18 protein-coding genes are annotated in these 17,888 nt (G+C 73.2%); 10 read left to right on the top strand and 8 right to left on the bottom strand.

Going from position 1 to position 17,888, the window contains the following annotated elements:
* Positions 1–293: 293 nt before the first annotated feature.
* On the bottom strand, positions 294–1,052 hold the full coding sequence (locus AC27L3_RS14405) for an IclR family transcriptional regulator (protein WP_487234410.1): 759 nt from the start codon (positions 1,050–1,052) through the stop codon (positions 294–296).
* Between the two features lie 132 nt (positions 1,053–1,184).
* Between AC27L3_RS14405 and AC27L3_RS14410 the strand changes: the two genes are divergently transcribed.
* Positions 1,185–1,760 (top strand): hypothetical protein, encoded by a 576-nt coding sequence (locus AC27L3_RS14410; protein ID WP_487234411.1) that lies wholly within the window; start codon positions 1,185–1,187, stop codon positions 1,758–1,760.
* 266 nt (positions 1,761–2,026) lie between these two features.
* On the opposite strand, the gene AC27L3_RS14415 is transcribed toward AC27L3_RS14410, so the two are convergent.
* The 5 genes from AC27L3_RS14415 to AC27L3_RS14435 form a co-directional block, all read right to left on the bottom strand.
* A complete protein-coding gene (locus AC27L3_RS14415) occupies positions 2,027–2,632 on the bottom strand; it encodes a Maf family protein (RefSeq protein ID WP_487234412.1) in 606 nt (201 codons plus the stop codon).
* A 285-nt stretch (positions 2,633–2,917) separates the two neighbouring features.
* Positions 2,918–4,369, bottom strand: a complete 1,452-nt coding sequence (locus AC27L3_RS14420) for a peptidoglycan D,D-transpeptidase FtsI family protein (protein ID WP_487234413.1) — start codon at positions 4,367–4,369, stop codon at positions 2,918–2,920.
* A gap of 87 nt (positions 4,370–4,456) precedes the next feature.
* Positions 4,457–4,585 (bottom strand): morphogenic membrane protein MmpB, encoded by a 129-nt coding sequence (mmpB, locus tag AC27L3_RS14425; protein ID WP_487234414.1) that lies wholly within the window; start codon positions 4,583–4,585, stop codon positions 4,457–4,459.
* A gap of 79 nt (positions 4,586–4,664) precedes the next feature.
* Positions 4,665–4,871, bottom strand: a complete 207-nt coding sequence (locus AC27L3_RS14430) for an acyl-CoA carboxylase epsilon subunit (protein ID WP_487234415.1) — start codon at positions 4,869–4,871, stop codon at positions 4,665–4,667.
* 44 nt (positions 4,872–4,915) lie between these two features.
* Positions 4,916–6,514, bottom strand: coding sequence for an acyl-CoA carboxylase subunit beta (locus tag AC27L3_RS14435; protein ID WP_487234416.1), 1,599 nt, complete (start codon positions 6,512–6,514; stop codon positions 4,916–4,918).
* Between the two features lie 125 nt (positions 6,515–6,639).
* Between AC27L3_RS14435 and AC27L3_RS14440 the strand changes: the two genes are divergently transcribed.
* The 5 genes from AC27L3_RS14440 (at position 6,640) to hutH (ending at position 13,016) form a co-directional block, all read left to right on the top strand.
* Entirely contained in the window at positions 6,640–7,491 is an 852-nt protein-coding gene (locus AC27L3_RS14440) for a biotin--[acetyl-CoA-carboxylase] ligase (RefSeq protein WP_487234417.1), read from the top strand.
* A 130-nt stretch (positions 7,492–7,621) separates the two neighbouring features.
* Positions 7,622–8,776, top strand: a complete 1,155-nt coding sequence (locus tag AC27L3_RS14445; protein WP_487234418.1) for an adenylate/guanylate cyclase domain-containing protein — start codon at positions 7,622–7,624, stop codon at positions 8,774–8,776.
* Between the two features lie 517 nt (positions 8,777–9,293).
* Positions 9,294–10,094, top strand: a complete 801-nt coding sequence (locus AC27L3_RS14450) for an enoyl-CoA hydratase/isomerase family protein (protein ID WP_487234419.1) — start codon at positions 9,294–9,296, stop codon at positions 10,092–10,094.
* Between the two features lie 117 nt (positions 10,095–10,211).
* Positions 10,212–11,321, top strand: a complete 1,110-nt coding sequence (locus AC27L3_RS14455) for a diguanylate cyclase domain-containing protein (protein WP_487234614.1) — start codon at positions 10,212–10,214, stop codon at positions 11,319–11,321.
* A gap of 156 nt (positions 11,322–11,477) precedes the next feature.
* Positions 11,478–13,016, top strand: coding sequence for a histidine ammonia-lyase (hutH, locus tag AC27L3_RS14460; protein WP_487234615.1), 1,539 nt, complete (start codon positions 11,478–11,480; stop codon positions 13,014–13,016).
* A 165-nt stretch (positions 13,017–13,181) separates the two neighbouring features.
* Here the strand turns inward: hutH and AC27L3_RS14465 are convergent, their stop codons facing one another.
* Complete coding sequence (locus AC27L3_RS14465; RefSeq protein ID WP_487234420.1) at positions 13,182–13,460, bottom strand: hypothetical protein; 279 nt, start codon at positions 13,458–13,460, stop codon at positions 13,182–13,184.
* Between the two features lie 356 nt (positions 13,461–13,816).
* On the opposite strand from AC27L3_RS14465, the gene AC27L3_RS14470 reads away from it, so the two are divergent.
* From AC27L3_RS14470 to AC27L3_RS14485, 4 genes are all read left to right on the top strand, one after another.
* The gene (locus AC27L3_RS14470; RefSeq protein WP_487234421.1) at positions 13,817–15,094 is read left to right on the top strand and encodes a L,D-transpeptidase; all 1,278 of its coding nucleotides are present in this window, start codon (positions 13,817–13,819) and stop codon (positions 15,092–15,094) included.
* Positions 15,095–15,268: 174 nt separating this feature from the next.
* Entirely contained in the window at positions 15,269–15,412 is a 144-nt protein-coding gene (locus tag AC27L3_RS14475) for a hypothetical protein (RefSeq protein ID WP_487234422.1), read from the top strand.
* Positions 15,409–15,717 carry a hypothetical protein gene (locus AC27L3_RS14480; RefSeq protein ID WP_365981814.1) on the top strand — a complete coding sequence of 103 codons (309 nt, stop codon included), beginning with the start codon at positions 15,409–15,411 and terminating at the stop codon, positions 15,715–15,717. Before AC27L3_RS14475 ends, AC27L3_RS14480 begins: the two co-directional genes overlap by 4 nt.
* A gap of 79 nt (positions 15,718–15,796) precedes the next feature.
* On the top strand, positions 15,797–17,020 hold the full coding sequence (locus AC27L3_RS14485; protein ID WP_487234423.1) for a DUF2786 domain-containing protein: 1,224 nt from the start codon (positions 15,797–15,799) through the stop codon (positions 17,018–17,020).
* A gap of 5 nt (positions 17,021–17,025) precedes the next feature.
* On the opposite strand, the gene AC27L3_RS14490 is transcribed toward AC27L3_RS14485, so the two are convergent.
* Positions 17,026–17,709: an HNH endonuclease family protein gene (locus AC27L3_RS14490; RefSeq protein WP_487234424.1), complete on the bottom strand. Its 684-nt coding sequence runs from the start codon at positions 17,707–17,709 to the stop codon at positions 17,026–17,028.
* Between the last annotated feature and the right edge of the window lie 179 nt (positions 17,710–17,888).

Consider the following 17,888-nt stretch of genomic DNA (forward strand, 5'->3'; position numbering starts at 1 on the left):
GATGGCTCCCTCCTTGAAACAAGGTGAGTTTAGGTACTGGCGACACTCTGTGCCGACCCGAGTTCCGGGGTGACCTTGCCCACACGGAGCGTGAAAAGGGAGCCGTGCCCGGGCCCAAGTCCCCAGATCATCCACGGTACGCCCGGTCCGTCGGAGCGTCGGTCGCACCTCGGTGTGGTCAAGCTCTCGGGAGCGGGCCGGGAGTGGCACCGCCGAATTTTTGTGGAGTCCCTACGAACGGGTGACGCAAAGTTTGCGGTCCGTCCCGCACGGTAGGGGCGCTTTCCTCAGGTCTACCCGTCAGTAGAGGGACTGATGTCCGCCGCATTCGGAAACCTCGCCACTTCCGCCGCCACCTGGCGCAGCGCCTCGGCGACCGCCGGCCCGCGCCGGCGGAAGTCGGCGAGCGGCAGCGCCGCCGAGACGGCGGTGAGCACCCCGCGGACCGGCACCCGTACGGCCACGCAGGCCACGCCCGCCGCGCTCTCCTCGATCTCCACCGCCACCCCCTCCCGCCGCACGCCCGCGAGCTGTGCGTCCAGGTGTTCGGGCGAGGTGATCGTCCGGGGAGTGAGCGCCCGCATGCCCGCCGCGTCCAGATAGCGGTGCCGGGCGGCCCGTGGCAGTGCCGCCAGCAGCACCTTGCCGTGTGCCGTGGCGTGCGCGGCGTCGTCCTGGCCGGTGCCGAAGCCGCCGGTGGGCGGGTCGGCGGCGGTCGCGCCCGCGAGGACGGCGATGTCGCCGTCACGGTAGGCGCTGTAGTACGTGTCCGCCCCGGCCGTGCGGCGCGCCCGCACCAGCAGCTCCTGCACCTCGTCGCCCAGGCGCATCTGGCGCCGGAACGAGCGGTGCAGCTCGGGCGTCCGGTAGCCCAGCACGTACCCGGCGGGCGTACGGACGAGGTGCCCCCGGGCCGTCAGGGCGCCCAGCAGCTCGTACACCGTGGACAGGCCGCAGCCCAGCCGCCGGGCGAGCGCCTTGGCCGGTACGGGACCGGGCGATGCGGCGACGGTGTCCAGGAGGTCCAGGGCGCGGTCCACGGACTGCGGCATGACGGGCGGGGCTCCTTGCGGTAAGGGGTCGGTTGTTCGGTGGCGGGGGTCAACTGGGGCCGCAGGGGCGGGAGTAGGCACCGGTGGTGCAGCGCATCGTGACCGATATTCCCCGACATCGTTGATGAAGTCATGATCAAGCGCATTGCTGCCGCTGCCGTTCTGGCCGGCGCCGCACTTTCCGTGTCCTCTCTCGCCACCGCCTCCGCCGAGCCCGCGGCGCCCACGCCGGTGGCGCCGCCGCCGTCCTCCAGCGCCGGGCCCATGACGGTGACCGCCCCGTCCGAGGGGACCCCGGCCAAGCCGGCGCCGAAGGCGTCCAAGGCGCCCAAGGAGTCGAAGGGCTCGAAGGGCTCGAAGGGTGCGCCCCACAAGGGCGCCCCGGCGAAGGCCGCTCCGGCCAAGGGCCCGGCGGGCAAGGCCGCCCCCGCCAAGGCCGCCCCCATGAAGGGCGCCCCCGCGAAGCCCGGCTCCGCGAAGCCCGGCTCCGCCGGGAAGGCGGCCCCCGCGAAGGCCGTCCGCGGCGAGTCCGCGCCCGCCGGCGCCCCGGACATGTCCAAGCCGCCGGCCGGCGTGCCCACCGAGGAGGAGATGCTGCCCTCGCAGGACCAGAGCGTGTACCCCGGCGTCGTCAACGGCCTCGGCAAGCTCAACAAGCTCAGCGAGCTCAAGCAGGTCGGCAAGGCCGCCAGCGCCCTGCCGCTCTAGGCCGTGCCCGGCGGGTCTTCGTCACGCGCCACCACGGCGCCCCGTCGACTGCGGGCCGTCGGTGGCCGATCGCGCCCACGCGGCGGCAGCCGCAGATCGATACCGCCCCGCGCCCCTATGGGGCACCGTGGGCTGGTGCCGTGCCCCGTAGGGGGCGCGGGGAACTGCGCGACAAGCCACGATGCGCCCGCAGACGGGGTGCCGTGCCGCGCCCACGCGGCGGCAGCCGCAGGGCACTGCATGATCCGCCGGACACGGCCCGGGGCTCACGCCCACAGGTCCGTGATGCCGACGCCGAGGTCCGCGAGCAGCCGCCGCAGCAGCGGGAGCGAGAGGCCGATGACGTTGCCGGGGTCGCCGTCGATGCCCTCGACGAACGGCGCCGAACGGCCGTCCAGGGTGAAGGCACCCGCCACGTGCAGCGGCTCGCCCGAGGCCACATAGGCGGCGACCTCGGCGTCGGACGGCTCGCCGAAGCGGACCGTCGTCGAGGCGGTCGCCGAGGCGCGGCGGCCGGAGGCCGCATCGATCACGCAGTGCCCGGTGCGCAGGACGCCGGCGCGGCCGCGCATCGCCTTCCAGCGGGCGGTGGCCTCCTCGGCGTCGGCGGGCTTGCCGAGGGCCTGCCCGTCGAGCTCCAGCACGGAGTCGCAGCCCACGATCAGCGCCCCGGCCGCCGCGGGCATCGCGGCCACGGCAGCGGCCTTGGCCTCGGCGAGCACGAGGGCCAGCTCGGCGGGGGTGGGGGCGTCGAGCGCGTCCTCGTCCACACCGCTGACGATCACCTCGGGGGCCAGTCCTGCTTGGCGCAGGAGGCCCAGCCGGGCGGGGGACTGCGAGGCGAGGACGAGGCGGCGGGTGCGGTTGCTCATGGGGGCAAGATTAGGCGGGGCCCTGCGGCTGCCGCCGCGTGGGCGCGGCACGGCACCCCGTCTGCGGGTGCGTCGTGGCTTGTTGCGCAGTTCCCCGCGCCCCTTACGAGCCCCGTAGGGGCGCGGGGAACTGCGCGATCGGCCACCGACGGCCCGCAGCCGACGCACCGCCCCAGAGGCCGCTTGTCGCGCCCCCGCGGCGCAGCCGCACAGCGACAACGCCCCGCGCCCCTACGGGGCGCCGTCGTGGGCGCCGTGACGAAGCCCTGCCGCCCGCCCGGAGGGCTACCGGTTCAGGACCGCCTGCATGACCTTCTTGGCTATCGGGCCCGCCAGCTTGCCGCCGGAGATCTCGTCGTCCGGGACGCTGTCGTCCGGGTCGACCATGACCGCCACCGCCACCGGCGAGCTCTTGTCCGTCTTGGCGTAGGAGATGAACCACGCCAGGTTCTTCTGGTCCTTGCCGCGCTCCGCGGTGCCCGTCTTGCCGCCGACCGTGACGCCGTCGATCAGGGCGGCCTTGCCGGTGCCCTTGGTGGCGGTGTCCTCCATCATCTGCTGCACCTTCTTGGCGACGTCCGGGGACGTGGCCTGCGAGAGCTGCTCGGGCTGGTGCTTCTCGATCGTCTTGAGGTCGGGGCCGCGCAGTTCCTCGACCATGTACGGCTTCATGAGCTTGCCGTCGTTGGCGATGGCGGCCGTCATCATGGCGACCTGCAGCGGGGTGGCCGTCAGGCTGCCCTGGCCGATGCCGGCCATGGCGGTCTGGGACTTGTTGATGTCCTTGGGGAAGACGGACTTGCTGGCCCGCACGGGGGTGAAGACCTGGTCGTTGAAGCCGAACTTCTCCGCGGTGGCGCGCATCTTGTCGCGGCCTAGGTCCGAGCTGACCTTGCCGTACACCGTGTTGCAGGAGTTCTGCATGGCGACGTTGAGGGAGGCGTTGCGGCAGGGGGCGTTGGGGTTCTGGTTGGGCAGCTTGGTGACCGTGCCGGGCATGATCCACGGGTCGGGGGAGTCGGTGGCCGCATTGACGTCGGTGTAGAGGCCGTTCTCCAGGGCCGCGGCCGCCGTCACGATCTTGAACGTGGAGCCCGGCGGGTACGTCTCGCGCAGGGCCCGGTTGTTCATGGGCTTGCTCTTGTCGCTCTCCAGGGCCTTCCAGGCGTCCTGGTCCGTCTTCGAGCTGCCGGCGAAGACCGAGGGGTCGTACGACGGGGTCGAGGCCAGCGCGAGGATCCTGCCGGTCCGCGGGTCGAGGGCGACGACGGCGCCCGTCCGGTCGCCCAGCCCCTCGTACGCGGCCTTCTGCGCCTTGGGGTCGATGGTCGTCACCACGTCGCCGCCCCGCCGCTGCTTGCCGGTGAGCATGTCCGCGGTGCGCTGCAGGAAGAGCCGGTCGTCGGTGCCGCTGAGCAGCTTGTTGTTGACGCCTTCGAGGAAGGTGCTGCCGTAGCTCTGCGACGAGTAGCCGGTGATGGGCGCGTACATCTTGCCGTCGATGAACGTGCGCTTGTACTTGAGGTCACCGCCGGTCCCGGCCGATCCGGTGATCGGCCGGCCCCCGACGATGATGTTGCCGCGCGGCTGGGAGAAGCTCGCGATGGCGACCCGCCGGTTCTTCTCGTGCGACGACAGCTCCTCGCCGCGCACGAACTGCACCCAGGTCGCCCGCACCAGCAGCGCGAGCACGAGCACTCCTGTGAAGACCGCTATGTGGCGTACAGGCTTGTTCATGTACGTCATGACGGAAATCGGATGAATGCGGTTGCGGCCGGGGTAAATCTATGAGGTCACTGTGACGCCCGTTGCGGCCGCACGACCTCACCACACGCCCAGCACCAGGAACAGCACCACCATCCCCACCGCCAGCACCACGCCCGCCCGCCGGAGCATGGCCTGCGCCTCGCGCAGTTCCTCGGGCGGTTCGTCGGACGGGTCGGACCAGAGCATGACCTCCATGCTCCGACCGGAAGGCGCGCGGCGCCTGAGTACGCGTACTCAGGCGCCGCGGTCGAGCGGATCCCGCCGGTCAGGCGGGCCAGTACGTGGTGCGCCAGGCACCCGGGCCCGGGCGCGGCGCGCGCCGCGCCGCGGCGAGCCGGGCCGGGCCCGACCACTGCGTCAGGGCGGGGGCGTCCGGCGGGGCGGTCGCGCCCGCCGCCGCCCGCGCCTGGACCACCGCCAGTGCGGCGGCCAGCTCCTCCGGCGTCGGATTGCCCCGTACGACCTTGATCACTGCACCCTCCCGAGGGCTTTCGATGCGGGTCTGGAGATGCGGGTCTAGAGCGGAATGTTCCCGTGCTTCTTCGGCGGCAGCGCCTCGCGCTTGTCGCGCAGGGCGCGCAGCCCCCGCACGATGTGGCGGCGGGTGTCCGACGGCATGATCACCGCGTCCACGTAGCCGCGCTCGGCCGCCACGTACGGGTTGAGCAGCGTGTCCTCGTACTCCGTGAGCAGCTCCGCGCGCAGCGCCTCCTGTTCCTCGGGCGACGCGGCCGCCGCCAGCGAGCGGCGGTGCAGGATGTTCACCGCGCCCTGCGCGCCCATGACCGCGATCTGCGCGGTCGGCCAGGCCAGGTTGAGGTCGGCGCCCAGGTGCTTGGAGCCCATGACGTCGTACGCGCCGCCGAACGCCTTGCGGGTGATCACCGTGATCAGCGGGACCGTGGCCTCCGCATACGCGTAGATCAGCTTCGCGCCGCGCCGGATGATGCCGTTGTACTCCTGGTCGGTGCCCGGCAGGAAGCCCGGGACGTCGACGAAGGTGAGCACCGGGACGTTGAACGCGTCGCACGTGCGCACGAAGCGCGCGGCCTTCTCGCTCGCGGCGATGTCCAGGCAGCCCGCGAACTGCATCGGCTGGTTGGCGACGACGCCCACCGGCCGGCCCTCGACCCGGCCGAAACCGGTGACGATGTTCGGGGCGAACAGGGCCTGCGTCTCCAGGAACTCGCCGTCGTCCAGCACGTGCTCGATGACGGTGTGCATGTCGTACGGCTGGTTCGCCGAGTCCGGGATCAGCGCGTCCAGCTCCCGGTCGGCCTCCGTGAGCTCCGTGTCCGCCTCCTCCGGGAAGGCCGGCGGCTCGGAGAGGTTGTTCGACGGCAGGTACGACAGCAGCGCCTTGACGTACTCGATGGCGTCCTTCTCGTCGCCCGCCATGTGGTGCGCCACGCCCGAGGTGGCGTTGTGCGTGCGCGCGCCGCCCAGCTCCTCGAAGCCCACGTCCTCGCCGGTGACCGTCTTGATGACGTCCGGGCCGGTGATGAACATGTGCGAGGTCTGGTCGACCATGACCGTGAAGTCCGTGATCGCCGGCGAGTACACCGCGCCGCCCGCGCACGGCCCGACGATCAGCGAGATCTGCGGGATGACACCGGAGGCGTGGGTGTTGCGGCGGAAGATCTCGCCGTACATGCCCAGCGAGGCCACGCCCTCCTGGATCCGGGCACCGCCCGAGTCGTTGATGCCGATGACCGGGCAGCCCGTCTTCAGGGCGAAGTCCATCACCTTGACGATCTTCTGACCGAACACCTCGCCCAGCGCGCCGCCGAAGACCGTGAAGTCCTGCGAGAACACCGCCACCGGACGGCCGTCCACCGTGCCGTACCCGGTGACGACGCCGTCGCCGTACGGGCGGTTGGCGTCCATGCCGAAGTTCGTCGACCGGTGCCGGGCGAACTCGTCGAGCTCCACGAACGAGCCCTCGTCCAGCAGCAGATCGACCCGCTCGCGCGCCGTCAGCTTGCCCTTGGCGTGCTGCTTCTCCACCGCCCGGGCCGAGCCGGCGTGCGTCGCCTCCTCGATCCGGCGCTGCAGATCCGCGAGCTTGCCCGCGGTGGTGTGGATGTCGAATCCATTGACGTCAGTCTCGGACACGGGATGCGGCTCCTGCTCGTCCGGAGGGAGGGTTACCGGGTCGTAGCGTAACGGCGGGACTCCACCGCGGCACTGCGTCCTTGGCCACACCGATTCCTCCCCGCTCGCCTCCTATGGTGGATCTCATGACCCCCTCCGACGCCCCCCGCGGCCGCTGGTCCGACCTCGACCGGCCCCCGCTCAACACCACCGCCCTGCGCCGGGCCCTGATCCGCCCCGGCGGCCTGTGGACCTCCCTCGACGTCGTCGAGCGCACCGGCTCCACCAACAGCGACCTCGTCGCCACCGACGGCCCCGAGGGCGCCGTCCTCGTCGCCGAGGAACAGTCCGCCGGCCGCGGCCGCCTCGACCGCACCTGGAGCGCCCCGCCCCGCTCCGGCCTCTTCTTCTCCGTACGCCTGACCCCCGGCCCCGGCGTCCCCGCCGACCGCTGGGGCTGGCTGCCCCTGCTCGCCGGCGTCGCCACCGCCACCGCCCTCGCCCGCGTCGCCGGCGTCGACACCGCCCTGAAGTGGCCCAACGACCTGCTGGTCACCGTCGGCGACGAGGAGCGCAAGACCGGCGGCATCCTCGCCGAGCGCACCGGCGACAGTGTCGTCGTCGGCATCGGCCTCAACGTCACCCTGCGCGCCGACGAGCTGCCCGTGCCCACCGCCGGCTCCCTCGCCCTCGCCGGCGCCGAGGTCCTCGACCGCGACACCATCCTGCGCGCCGTCCTGCGCTCCCTGGAGGAGTGGTACGGAACCTGGCGCGCCGCCGCCGGCGACCCCGCCGCCAGCCGCCTGCAGGAGGCCTACGCCGCCGGATGCGCCACCCTCGGCCGCACCGTGCGCGCCGAACTCCCCGGCGGCACCGACCTCGTCGGCGAGGCCGTCGCCGTCGACGGCGACGGCCGCCTCGTGCTCGCCACCGCCGACGGCGTCCAGGAACCGGTGGGGGCGGGTGACATCGTCCATTTGCGGTCCGCCGCCTCGTAAACGTCGTAAAGAGTGAGCACTGACCCGTCGGGAGAGTGAGCTACGGCACACCTGACGTATCGTTGTGCGCGGAACCTAAGCGAGCAGCGATCGGCAGGGCAGTGCGCACGGATCGGACAGGGGGCGGGCGGTGACCGCCGACGACGGGGGCACCTCCCGTGCCGTCAAGGCCACGGGGGAGGACGGCGCCGCGCACGGCGCGGCGACCGGCAGCGGGCACGGACGCCCGGGCGAGACGCACGGCAACCACGACAACGGCCACGTCGAGGAGGGCGACCCCCTCGCGCTCCGGCTCGAATCCCTCATCCTCGGCGCCGAGCGCCGCTACACCCCCTTCCAGGCCGCCCGCGCCGCCGGCGTCTCCATGGACCTCGCCGCCCGCTTCTGGCGCGCCATGGGCTTCGCCGACATCGGCCAGGCCAAGGCCCTCACCGAGGCCGACGTCCTCGCCCTGCGCCGGCTCGCCGGCCTCGTCGAGGCGGGGCTGCTCAGCGAGCCCATGGCCGTCCAGGTGGCCCGCTCCACCGGCCAGACCACGGCCCGGCTCGCCGACTGGCAGATCGACTCCTTCCTCGAAGGACTGACCGAACCTCAGGAAGGTCTCAGCCGAGCCGAGATCACCTACCCCCTCGTCGAACTCCTTCTGCCCGAACTCGAGGAATTCCTCATCTACGTCTGGCGCCGCCAGCTGGCCGCCGCCACCGGCCGCGTCGCCCAGGCGGCGGACGACGCCGAGATGGTCGACCGCCGCCTGGCCGTCGGCTTCGCCGACCTCGTCGGCTTCACCCGGCTCACCCGGCGCCTGGAGGAGGAGGAGCTCGGCGAGCTCGTCGAAGCCTTCGAGACCACCGCCGCCGACCTCGTCGCCGCCCACGGCGGCCGGCTCATCAAGACCCTCGGCGACGAGGTCCTCTTCGCCGCCGACGACGCCGGCACGGCCGCCGAGATCGGCGTCCGCCTCATCGAGACCCTCTCCCACGACGACACCATGCCGGAGCTGCGCGTCGGCATCGCCTTCGGCACGGTCACCACCCGCATGGGAGACGTCTTCGGCACCACGGTCAACCTCGCCAGCCGCCTGACCTCGATAGCACCGAAGGACGCGGTGCTCGTCGACGCGGCCTTCGCGGAGGAACTCTCCCGCAGCGGCGATGCGCCGACGTCCGAGGCGGAGGTGCCGGAGGAGGAACGCGCAAAGTACCGCTTTGCGCTGCAGCCGATGTGGCAGCGCCCGGTCCGTGGCCTCGGCATGGTCGAACCCTGGCTCCTCACACGCCGCGCCTGACCCCGCGCCTGCGGCGGGCCCTGCGGCCCGGTTGGTGCCCGCACGACGGCGCGGTGCGTCGGCTGCGGGCCGCCGGTGGCCGTTCGCGCAGTTCCCCGCGCCCCTGAGGGGGCGCTGCATCCGCCGGACACGGCCCTGCGCCGCACCACCCACCCGCCGCTGCACGCCCCTCCACGGGAGGGGGCGGGCCGGGATGGGCCCCGGCAGGGGGCGTAAGGATATTTGCGGCGCATTGCGGGGCTCGCTCAACGGTTGACGGTTGCCGCCGCAAATATCCAGCCCCCAGAGGGGCCCGTCCCGGCCCGCGCCCGGCGCCCCGTAGGGGCGCGGGGAACTGCGCGACAAGCCACTGACGGCCCGCAGCCGAGGCGCTACCCCGGCACTCCGTCTGCGGGTGCGTCGTGGCTGATCGCGCAGTTCCCCGCGCCCCTACGGGGCACCACGGGTATGGCCACCCGCGGAGCGGCCCGGCATGATCGGGGGCACCCATCGCGCCGACACCGAAAGGGTGACCCCCGTGAGTGAACGCCGCTTCGGCGAGTGGATTGCGATCCGCCGCCACGACGACGGCCACGTCGCCGAGCTCGTCCTCGACCGTCCCAAGGCCATGAACGCCGTCTCCACCGAGATGGGCCGCCTGATCGGCGAGGCCACCGCGGCCCTGGCCGCCGACCGGGACGTGCGCGTCGTGGTCCTGACCTCCACCCACGAGCGCGCCTTCTGCGTCGGCGCGGACCTCAAGGAGCGCAACTCCTTCACCGACGCCGACCTCGTCCGCCAGCGCCCCCACGCCCGCGCCTGCTACACCGGCGTGCTGGAGCTGCCCATGCCGACGATCGCGGCCGTGCACGGCTTCGCTCTGGGCGGCGGCTACGAGCTGGCGCTGTCGTGCGACGTCATCGTGGCCGACCGTACGGCGGTCGTCGGTCTGCCCGAGGTGTCGGTCGGTGTCATCCCCGGCGGCGGGGGTACGCAGCTGCTGCCGCGCCGCGTCGGGGCGGCCCGCGCCGCTGAGCTGATCTTCAGTGCCCGCCGCGTGGAGGCCGCCGAGGCAAAGGAATTGGGCCTGATCGACCAGCTCGTCGAGGAGGGCCGGGACCGCAGCGAGGCCCTCGCGCTCGCCTCCCGCATGGCCCGCAACTCGCCCGTGGGGCTGCGTGCCGCCAAGCGGGCGCTGCGCCTGGGCCATGGACTGGATCTGCGCGCGGGGCTGGAGGTGGAGGACTCCGCCTGGCGTTCGGTGGCCTTCTCCGGCGATCGTGCCGAGGGCGTGGCGGCGTTCAACGAGAAGCGCACGCCGAACTGGCCGGGCGAGTAGCGCCCGGCGTTCTTACCCTGGAGTGCGGGACGCACGTGCACGGAATGTGAGGCTCGGGTGGCTGGTGCCGGGGAGTTCGACGATCGCCTGCGTGCCGTGGTGGAGCTGGCGCAGGCGATGGCGGCGGCCCCCACCCCGCTCGAGAGCGTCGAGGCCGCGGCCGAGGGTGCCCGCCGTGCGCTGGGCGGCACGTTCGCGGCCGTGTCGGTGTGGGAGCGGGAGCGGGGGCGGCTGCGGGTCCTGGCCAACGCCGGTGAGCTCGCCGAGGAGGAGGAACGTTTTCCCCGCGACGAGTCGTACCCCGTCGACGTCTTCCCGGAGATCGCCGAGTTCCTGCACGAGAACTGGCTGGGCGGCCAGCCGCACGCCTGGGTGGAGACCGCCCGCGCCGAGGAGGAGGCCGGGCCGCCCTCCCAGCGGGTCGCCGCCCTGCGCCGGCGCGGCCGCGGCTCCTGCGTGGTGGCGCCGATCGTGCTGCACGGCCGCGCCTGGGGCGAGCTGTACGTGGCGCGGTCGGTGCGGGCGCCGGTCTTCGGCCCGGGCGACGCCGACTTCGCGACCGTCCTCGCGGCCGTCGCGGCCTCCGGCATAGCGCAGAACGAGCGGCTGGAGGAGGTGCGGCGGCTGGCCTTCACCGACCCCCTCACCGGCCTGGCCAACCGCCGGGCCGTGGACACGCGGCTGGACGAGGCCGTCGAGCGGCACCAGCGCGACGGCACGGTGGTCAGCCTCGTGGTGTGCGACCTCAACGGCCTCAAGCGCGTCAACGACACCCTCGGGCACGCGGTGGGCGACCGGCTCCTGGAGCGGTTCGGCTCCGTGCTCTCGCTGTGCGGCGCCAAGCTGCCGGGGGCGCTGGCGGCCCGGCTGGGCGGGGACGAGTTCTGTCTGCTGGCGGTGGGTCCGACGGCGGACGAGGTCGTCCGGGTGGCCGACGAACTCTGCCGCCGGGCCGGGGAGTTGGAGCTGGGGGAGGGGGTCGCCTGCGGCGTCGCCTCCACCGGCGACCCCATCGGGCCCGTCCGCTCGGCGCGCCGGCTGTTCCGCCTGGCGGACGCGGCGCAGTACCGGGCGAAGGCCGCCCGCGCGCTCAAGCCGGTCGTCGCCGGCCGCGAGGGCGGCGGCCCGGGCCGGGAGGACCCGGTGGTGCGGCTGGCGAACCGGCCGCCGGAACGCCCGCAGGCCGGCGAGCGCCGCCGCTTCCGCGGCCGCGGCGGCCGGGACTGAGCCGGTCGCGCCACGGCCCCGGAGCCGGTCGCCCTGCGTCCCCGGAGCCGGTCGCGCCACGGCCCCGGAGCCGGTCGCGCTGCGTACCGGAATGGTTGCCACCCGGACGACTAGTGACAGCTAGCGATTCAGTCTCTAGGGTGCCTGAATATGGATATGCACACTGTGGTGGTGGGGACGTCCGGCACGACCGCCGAGGACGTCCTCGCCGTGGCCCGCGGGGGTGCCCGCGTCGTCGTCTCGGAAGAGGCCCTCGCGGCCGTGGCGCGCTCGCGACAGGTCATCGACGACCTCGCGGCCAAGCCCGACCCCGTCTACGGCGTCTCCACCGGCTTCGGTGCCCTCGCCGTCCGGCACATCAGCCCCGACCTCCGTACCCAGCTCCAGCGCAACATCGTGCGCTCGCACGCCGCCGGCATGGGCCCGCGCGTCGAGCGCGAAGTGGTGCGGGCCCTGATGTTCCTGCGGCTGAAGACCCTCGCCTCGGGCCACACGGGCGTGCGGCCGGTCGTCGTCGAGACCATGGCCGCGATCCTGAACGCCGGCATCACCCCCGCCGTCCACGAGTACGGCTCCCTGGGCTGCTCCGGCGACCTCGCCCCGCTCTCCCACTGCGCGCTCACCCTGATGGGCGAGGGCGACGCCGAGGGCCCCGACGGCACCCTGCTCCCGGCCGCCCACCTGCTGGCCGAGCACGGCATCGAGCCGGTCGTGCTGCGCGAGAAGGAGGGCCTCGCCCTCCTCAACGGCACCGACGGCATGCTCGGCATGCTCGTCATGGCCTGCTCCGACCTCGCCCGCCTGTTCACCTCCGCCGACATCACCGCCGCCCTGTCGCTGGAGGCCCTGCTCGGCTCGGAGAAGGTCCTCGCCCCCGAGCTGCACGCCATCCGCCCGCACCCCGGCCAGTCGGCCAGCGCCGCCAACATGCTGCGGGTGCTCGACGGCTCCGGCCTCACCGGCCACCACCAGGACGAGGCGCCGCGCGTGCAGGACGCGTACTCGGTGCGCTGCGCACCCCAGGTCGCCGGCGCGGGCCGCGACACGCTCGCGCACGCCCGGCTCGTGGCCGACCGCGAGCTCGCCGCCGCCGTCGACAACCCCGTCGTCCTGCCCGACGGCCGGGTGGAGTCCAACGGCAACTTCCACGGCGCCCCCGTCGCGTACGTCCTGGACTTCCTCGCCATCGCCGCCGCCGACCTGGCCTCCATCGCCGAGCGCCGCACCGACCGGCTGCTGGACAAGAACCGCTCCCACGGCCTGCCCGCCTTCCTCGCGGGCGACGCCGGTGTCGACTCCGGGCTGATGATCGCCCAGTACACCCAGGCCGCCCTGGTCAGCGAGCTCAAGCGGCTCGCCGTGCCGGCCTCGGTCGACTCCATCCCCTCCTCCGCCATGCAGGAGGACCACGTCTCCATGGGCTGGTCGGCCGCGCGCAAGCTGCGCACGGCGATCGACGCGCTGACCAAGGTCGTCGCGGTGGAACTGGTCGCGGCCACGCGGGCCGTCGAACTGCGCGGGCTGTCCGCGGCCGCCCCCGCCGCGCGCGCCGTCGTGGAGGCCGCACGGGCCGCGGGCGTCGAGGGCCCGGGCGAGGACCGCTTCCTCGCCCCCGACCTCGCGGCGGCCGAAGCCTTCGTCCGCAGCGGCGCCCTGGTCGCCTCCGTCGAACCGGTGACCGGCCCCCTGGCCTGACGCGCCCTCCGGTGCGGCCCGTCGCCGGCTGATCGCGCAGTTCCCCGCGCCCCTGACGGGCGCCGCGCGGGCGGTTCGGCGCCCCGTCAGGGACGCGGGGCAGTGCCGATCTGCGGCTGCCGCCGCGTGGGCGCGACAAGCCACGACGCACCCGCAGGTAAGGGCTTACGGGGCGCTCCGCGCCCCCCGGCGGGACGCCCGTACCGCGGTCGTGACCAGGGCGCCACCCGCCGTCACGAACGCGATGCCGCCGATGACGTACGGCGTCGTGTCCACGCCACCGCTGGCGGCGAGGGTCACCCCCTGCTGCGCAGTCCGCGGAGCGGACGGCGGCGAGGGCGCCGCCGGGTGCTCCGGCGTGGCGTCCGCGGTCGGTACGAACCACAGGGCGCTCAGCACCGTACCGGCGACGACGGCGGTGATCAGCGGACGGCGTGCGGTCACGGGGAATCTCCCTGGGCGCGGCGGAGATTGACGGGGGATCGGCCGGGCCGATCGGTGGGCGCTGACAGGTTGTCGCCGACAGGATGTCGGTGAGACCGCATGGTAGTGAGACCGCGGCCGCCGGGAAAGCCGCGTGCGCCATCGGCCCGGTAACCCCCCATCCGTCCCTGCGGGGTTTGTCAAGACCCGGGTTGCACGGACCTCCCCCCGAGGGGCTTTACTGGCGTGGTCTTCCCCACACATGGCCGAGCGCTGGAACGGCTGGGGCTCCACAGGCGTTCCCTGAGTAGTAGCCGGGATACGTGTAGCCCCATGAGCCCCACGACCGGCTCGGGGGATTCCGGGGTCCAGGAGCAATGGAGAAGCGTGTGATGACGTACGGCAAGCGCCGCAAGGGCCTGGCGGCCGCGGCCGCTGTGCTCGGCGGTGTACTGACTCTGGCCGCGTGCAATGGCGACGGCGGTGACGACGCCAAGGGCGGGGGCGACGGCAAGGGGGCGTCGCAGGGCCAGATCGATGCCGCTGCCGCCAAGGAGGCGTCCAAGGCGCAGATCACGATCACGCCGAAGAGCGGTGTCACCGACGCCGGCATCACGCCCGAGGCCGTGAAGGTCACCGTCCGTGACGGCGAGCTCACGAGCGTCAAGATGACGACGGAGAAGGGCACCCCCGTCGAGGGGACGATCTCCTCGGACAAGAAGTCCTGGAAGCCGGGCGCCCAGCTCGAGCGCTCGACCAAGTACAAGGTCGTGGCCGAGGCCAAGGACTCCAAGGGCCGCAAGGCCACGGAGAACTCCTCCTTCTCCACGGTCTCGCCCCAGAACAGCTTCATCGGCTCCTTCACGCCGGAGGACGGCTCGACCGTCGGCGTGGGCATGCCCGTGTCGATCAACTTCAACAAGCCCATCAAGGACCGCAAGTCCGTCCAGTCCCACGTGCAGGTCACCAGCAGCAGCGGCCAGCAGGTGGTGGGTCACTGGTTCAACGACCAGCGCCTGGACTTCCGCCCCCAGGAGTACTGGAAGGCCGGTTCGGACGTCACCCTGAAGATGGATCTCGACGGCGTCGAGGGCGCCCCGGGCATCAAGGGTGTCCAGAAGAAGACCATCAACTTCAAGATCGGCCGCAGCCAGATCTCGACCGTCGACGCCAAGACCCACAAGATGACGGTCACGCGCGACGGCCAGGTGGTCAAGACCATCCCGATCTCGGCCGGCAGCGCGAAGAACCCGACCTACAACGGCAAGATGGTCATCTCCGAGAAGTTCGTCGAGACCCGCATGGACGGCTCCACGGTCGGCTTCTCCAAGTCCGACGGCAAGGGCGAGTACGACATCAAGGACGTCCCGCACGCCATGCGGCTGTCCACCTCCGGCACGTTCATCCACGGCAACTACTGGGGCGGCGGCGTCTTCGGCGTCACCAACACCAGCCACGGCTGCATCGGCCTGGAGGACAAGCAGGGCGCCGACGACCCCAACACGCCGGGCGCCTGGTTCTTCGCCCAGTCGATCGTCGGTGACGTCGTCGAGGTGAAGAACTCCGACGACAAGACCATCGCCCCGGACAACGGCCTCAACGGCTGGAACATGGACTGGCAGCAGTGGGTGGCCGGCAGCGCCACCGGCGCCTGACCACCCCCGCACCACCACACCAAGGGCCCTCCCGGCATCGCCGGGAGGGCCCGGTGCGTTGCGGCCCCGGACCCTACGTGACTTGGGCGTAACGGGCGCGCGTGCGTGCGGTGCGTGGGACGCTTGAGCGCACGCCGCAGGCGTGTCGGGGTTCGGGAGAGCGGGGAGAGCCGTATGAGCAGCGGCCAGGGGTTGCCGCCGGAGAAGGAGTGCGACGACTGCGGGGGCGAGGGCAGCGTCGTGTGGGAGGCGTACGACGGGGGCCGGGTGAGGACCTCGTGCAGCTCCTGCGGCGGTACGGGCACGGTGCTCGCATGAGCCTGTTCCCCGCGCAGACCTACGCCGCCGAGCTGCCGCCCGAGCGGGTGCCGCTGGGGCAGGCGGCCTGCCCCAAGTGCGAGGTGCGGCCCATCAAGCTCGCCGGGGTGCGCAGCTGGCTGTGCCTGCACTGCTATGCCGCCGAGTGCCGGGAGCTGGCCCGGCAGGCCGGCCGGGGCCAGAAGTACGCGGCGGCGATCGTCGCCGGGCCCGAGTGCCCGGTGTGCGGCGGCAGCGAGGTCGATGCCAACGGGCGGTTGTGGTGGTGCCGGCCCTGCGAGCTCGTGCAGCGGGTGCGCGACTGAGGCACACGGTTTCGGCCGCTCACCCACGCGTGCGAGAAAATGGAATCTCCTGCCCCACAAGGAGAAACCGGAGAACCCCGTGCACAGCACCGAGTCGCCCCTGGAGACCGTCGCGGCCGCCGTACGGGGACTGCGAACGGTCCGCGGGGACGCGCTCGACGACGCGGTGTACGCGGCCGCGTCCGTCCTCGCCGCCGCCCCCGCCGGCTACGAGGCCGTCAGCGCCGCCGTCGTCCGGCACGCCTCGGCCACCCTGCGCCGCTGCTGGGAGCACGGCTGGCAGCCCGCCGACGTCCTGCGCCTCGTACGGCGCGAACTGACGCCCACCGACGTGCGCTTCGCCGTCGACCTCGTCGCCGCCGAGGCCCGGCGCTACGCCCCCGACACCCTCGGCGCCCGCTGGTCCGCCCAGCTGGAGGAGCTCACCGAGCCGGTGTGGTGGGACACCGACGACACCTTCCTCGACGGCTTCGCGCGCCGCGAGCGGCTGAGCCGCTTCGAGACCGCCGCCTGCGCGCTCGGCACCCTGCGCCTGATCGACGGACTGCCCCGCCTCGGCGCCGTCGGCCCCCTGCCCGGCCACGCCGGCCGCCCGAGGCCCGGCGCCGCCGCCGTCGTCCCGCCGCGCATGCTCGGCCGGGTGCGGGCGCTGCTGGCCAAGGCCGAGTCGACGCAGTTCCCCGAGGAGGCGGAGGCGTTGTCCGCCAAGGCGCAGGAGCTCATGGCGCGCCACTCCATCGACGAGGCCCTGCTGGCCGCCGGCACCCCCGCCACGGCGGACGACGGCCCCGGCGCCTGCCGCATCGGCATCGACGGCCCGTACGAGTCGGCGAAGGCCCTGCTCCTCGACGCGGTGGCGGCCGCCAACCACTGCCAGGCGGTGTGGTCGAGCGAGTACGGCTTCTCCACCGTCGTCGGCTTCGACGCCGATCTCGAACTCGTCGAACTCCTCTACACCTCCCTGCTGGTGCAGGCCACCACCGCCATGAATCGCGAGGCCGACAGCCACCACGCCCGCGGCCGCGCCCGCCGCACCCGCGACTTCCGCGAGTCCTTCCTGATCGCCTACGCGGGCCGCATCGGCGACCGCCTCGCGGCGGCCGTCCGCGACGTCGCCGTCCAGGAGGCCCGCCCCGAGGTGCTCCCCGTCCTCGCCGCCCGGGACGTCGCGGTCGGCGAGACGGCGGGCCGTCTCTTCCCGGAGACGACGTCCTTCCGGCTGCGCGGCCGCGACCTGGACGGCTGGGAACGCGGCACCGCCGCGGCCGACGCCGCCCGCCTGGCGCGCGGGGGCCACGGCTGATGTGATCAGCCGCCGCAGGTGTCGAGCATGTTGGCGAGGGTCTCCTGCTCGGGCACGGTGACGCTCAGGCCGTACTCGTGCTTCACGTGCGTCCAGGCCCGGGCGTACGTGCACCAGTAGGACTTCAGCGGCGGCCTCCACTGGTCCGGGCTCTGGTCGCCCTTCTGGCGGTTCGAGGCGGCGGAGACCGCCACGAGCTGGGGGCTTTCCAGGTCGTTCGCGAACCGCTTGCGCCGCGGGGTGTCCCACTTGTCGGCCCCGCTGCGCCAGGCGTTGGCGAGCGGGACGACGTGGTCGATGTCGAGCTGCCCGGCGACGGTGAACTGCTTCCCGTCGTACGGGCTGACCCAGCTGCCGGCGACCGCCCGGCACTGTGCGTCGGTGCGCACCTCCCTGCCGTCGCGGGCCAGGACCGTCTCGCGGGTGTCGCACTGCCCCTGCTGGGTGGCCCAGTGCGGGAACTTGGCCCGGCTGTAGCCGGTCATGGAGTGCGGGGCCTCGACGTCGAGCCCGGCGAGTTCGTCGCGGGCGACGTCCACGGAGGGCGGCTCGGGCAGGTCGAACCGGGCGGCGGCGGGCGTGGCGGCGGGAGCGGCGCTCGCCGGTGCGACGAGGGCGGCGGCCAGGCACAGGGCCGCCGCGGCGACGACGGGGCCGCTGCCCCGGCGTCGGAGGAAACGTTTGGTCATACGGCAACGGCTACCGGGCCGGGCTCGCGCACCGACGGAATGTCACTCAAAAGAAGACGCGTCTTGAATGGTCTGTTGACCTCCTGGGCCGGGTGGGCGAATTGGGGTGCCGACGGAATAAGGGAGGGGGTGCCGGGGGAGTCACCCTCCGGTCGGCTCCAGAAGGGTGGTTGAGTGGC

The sequence above is a fragment of the Streptomyces sp. PKA51 genome (assembly GCF_057552455.1).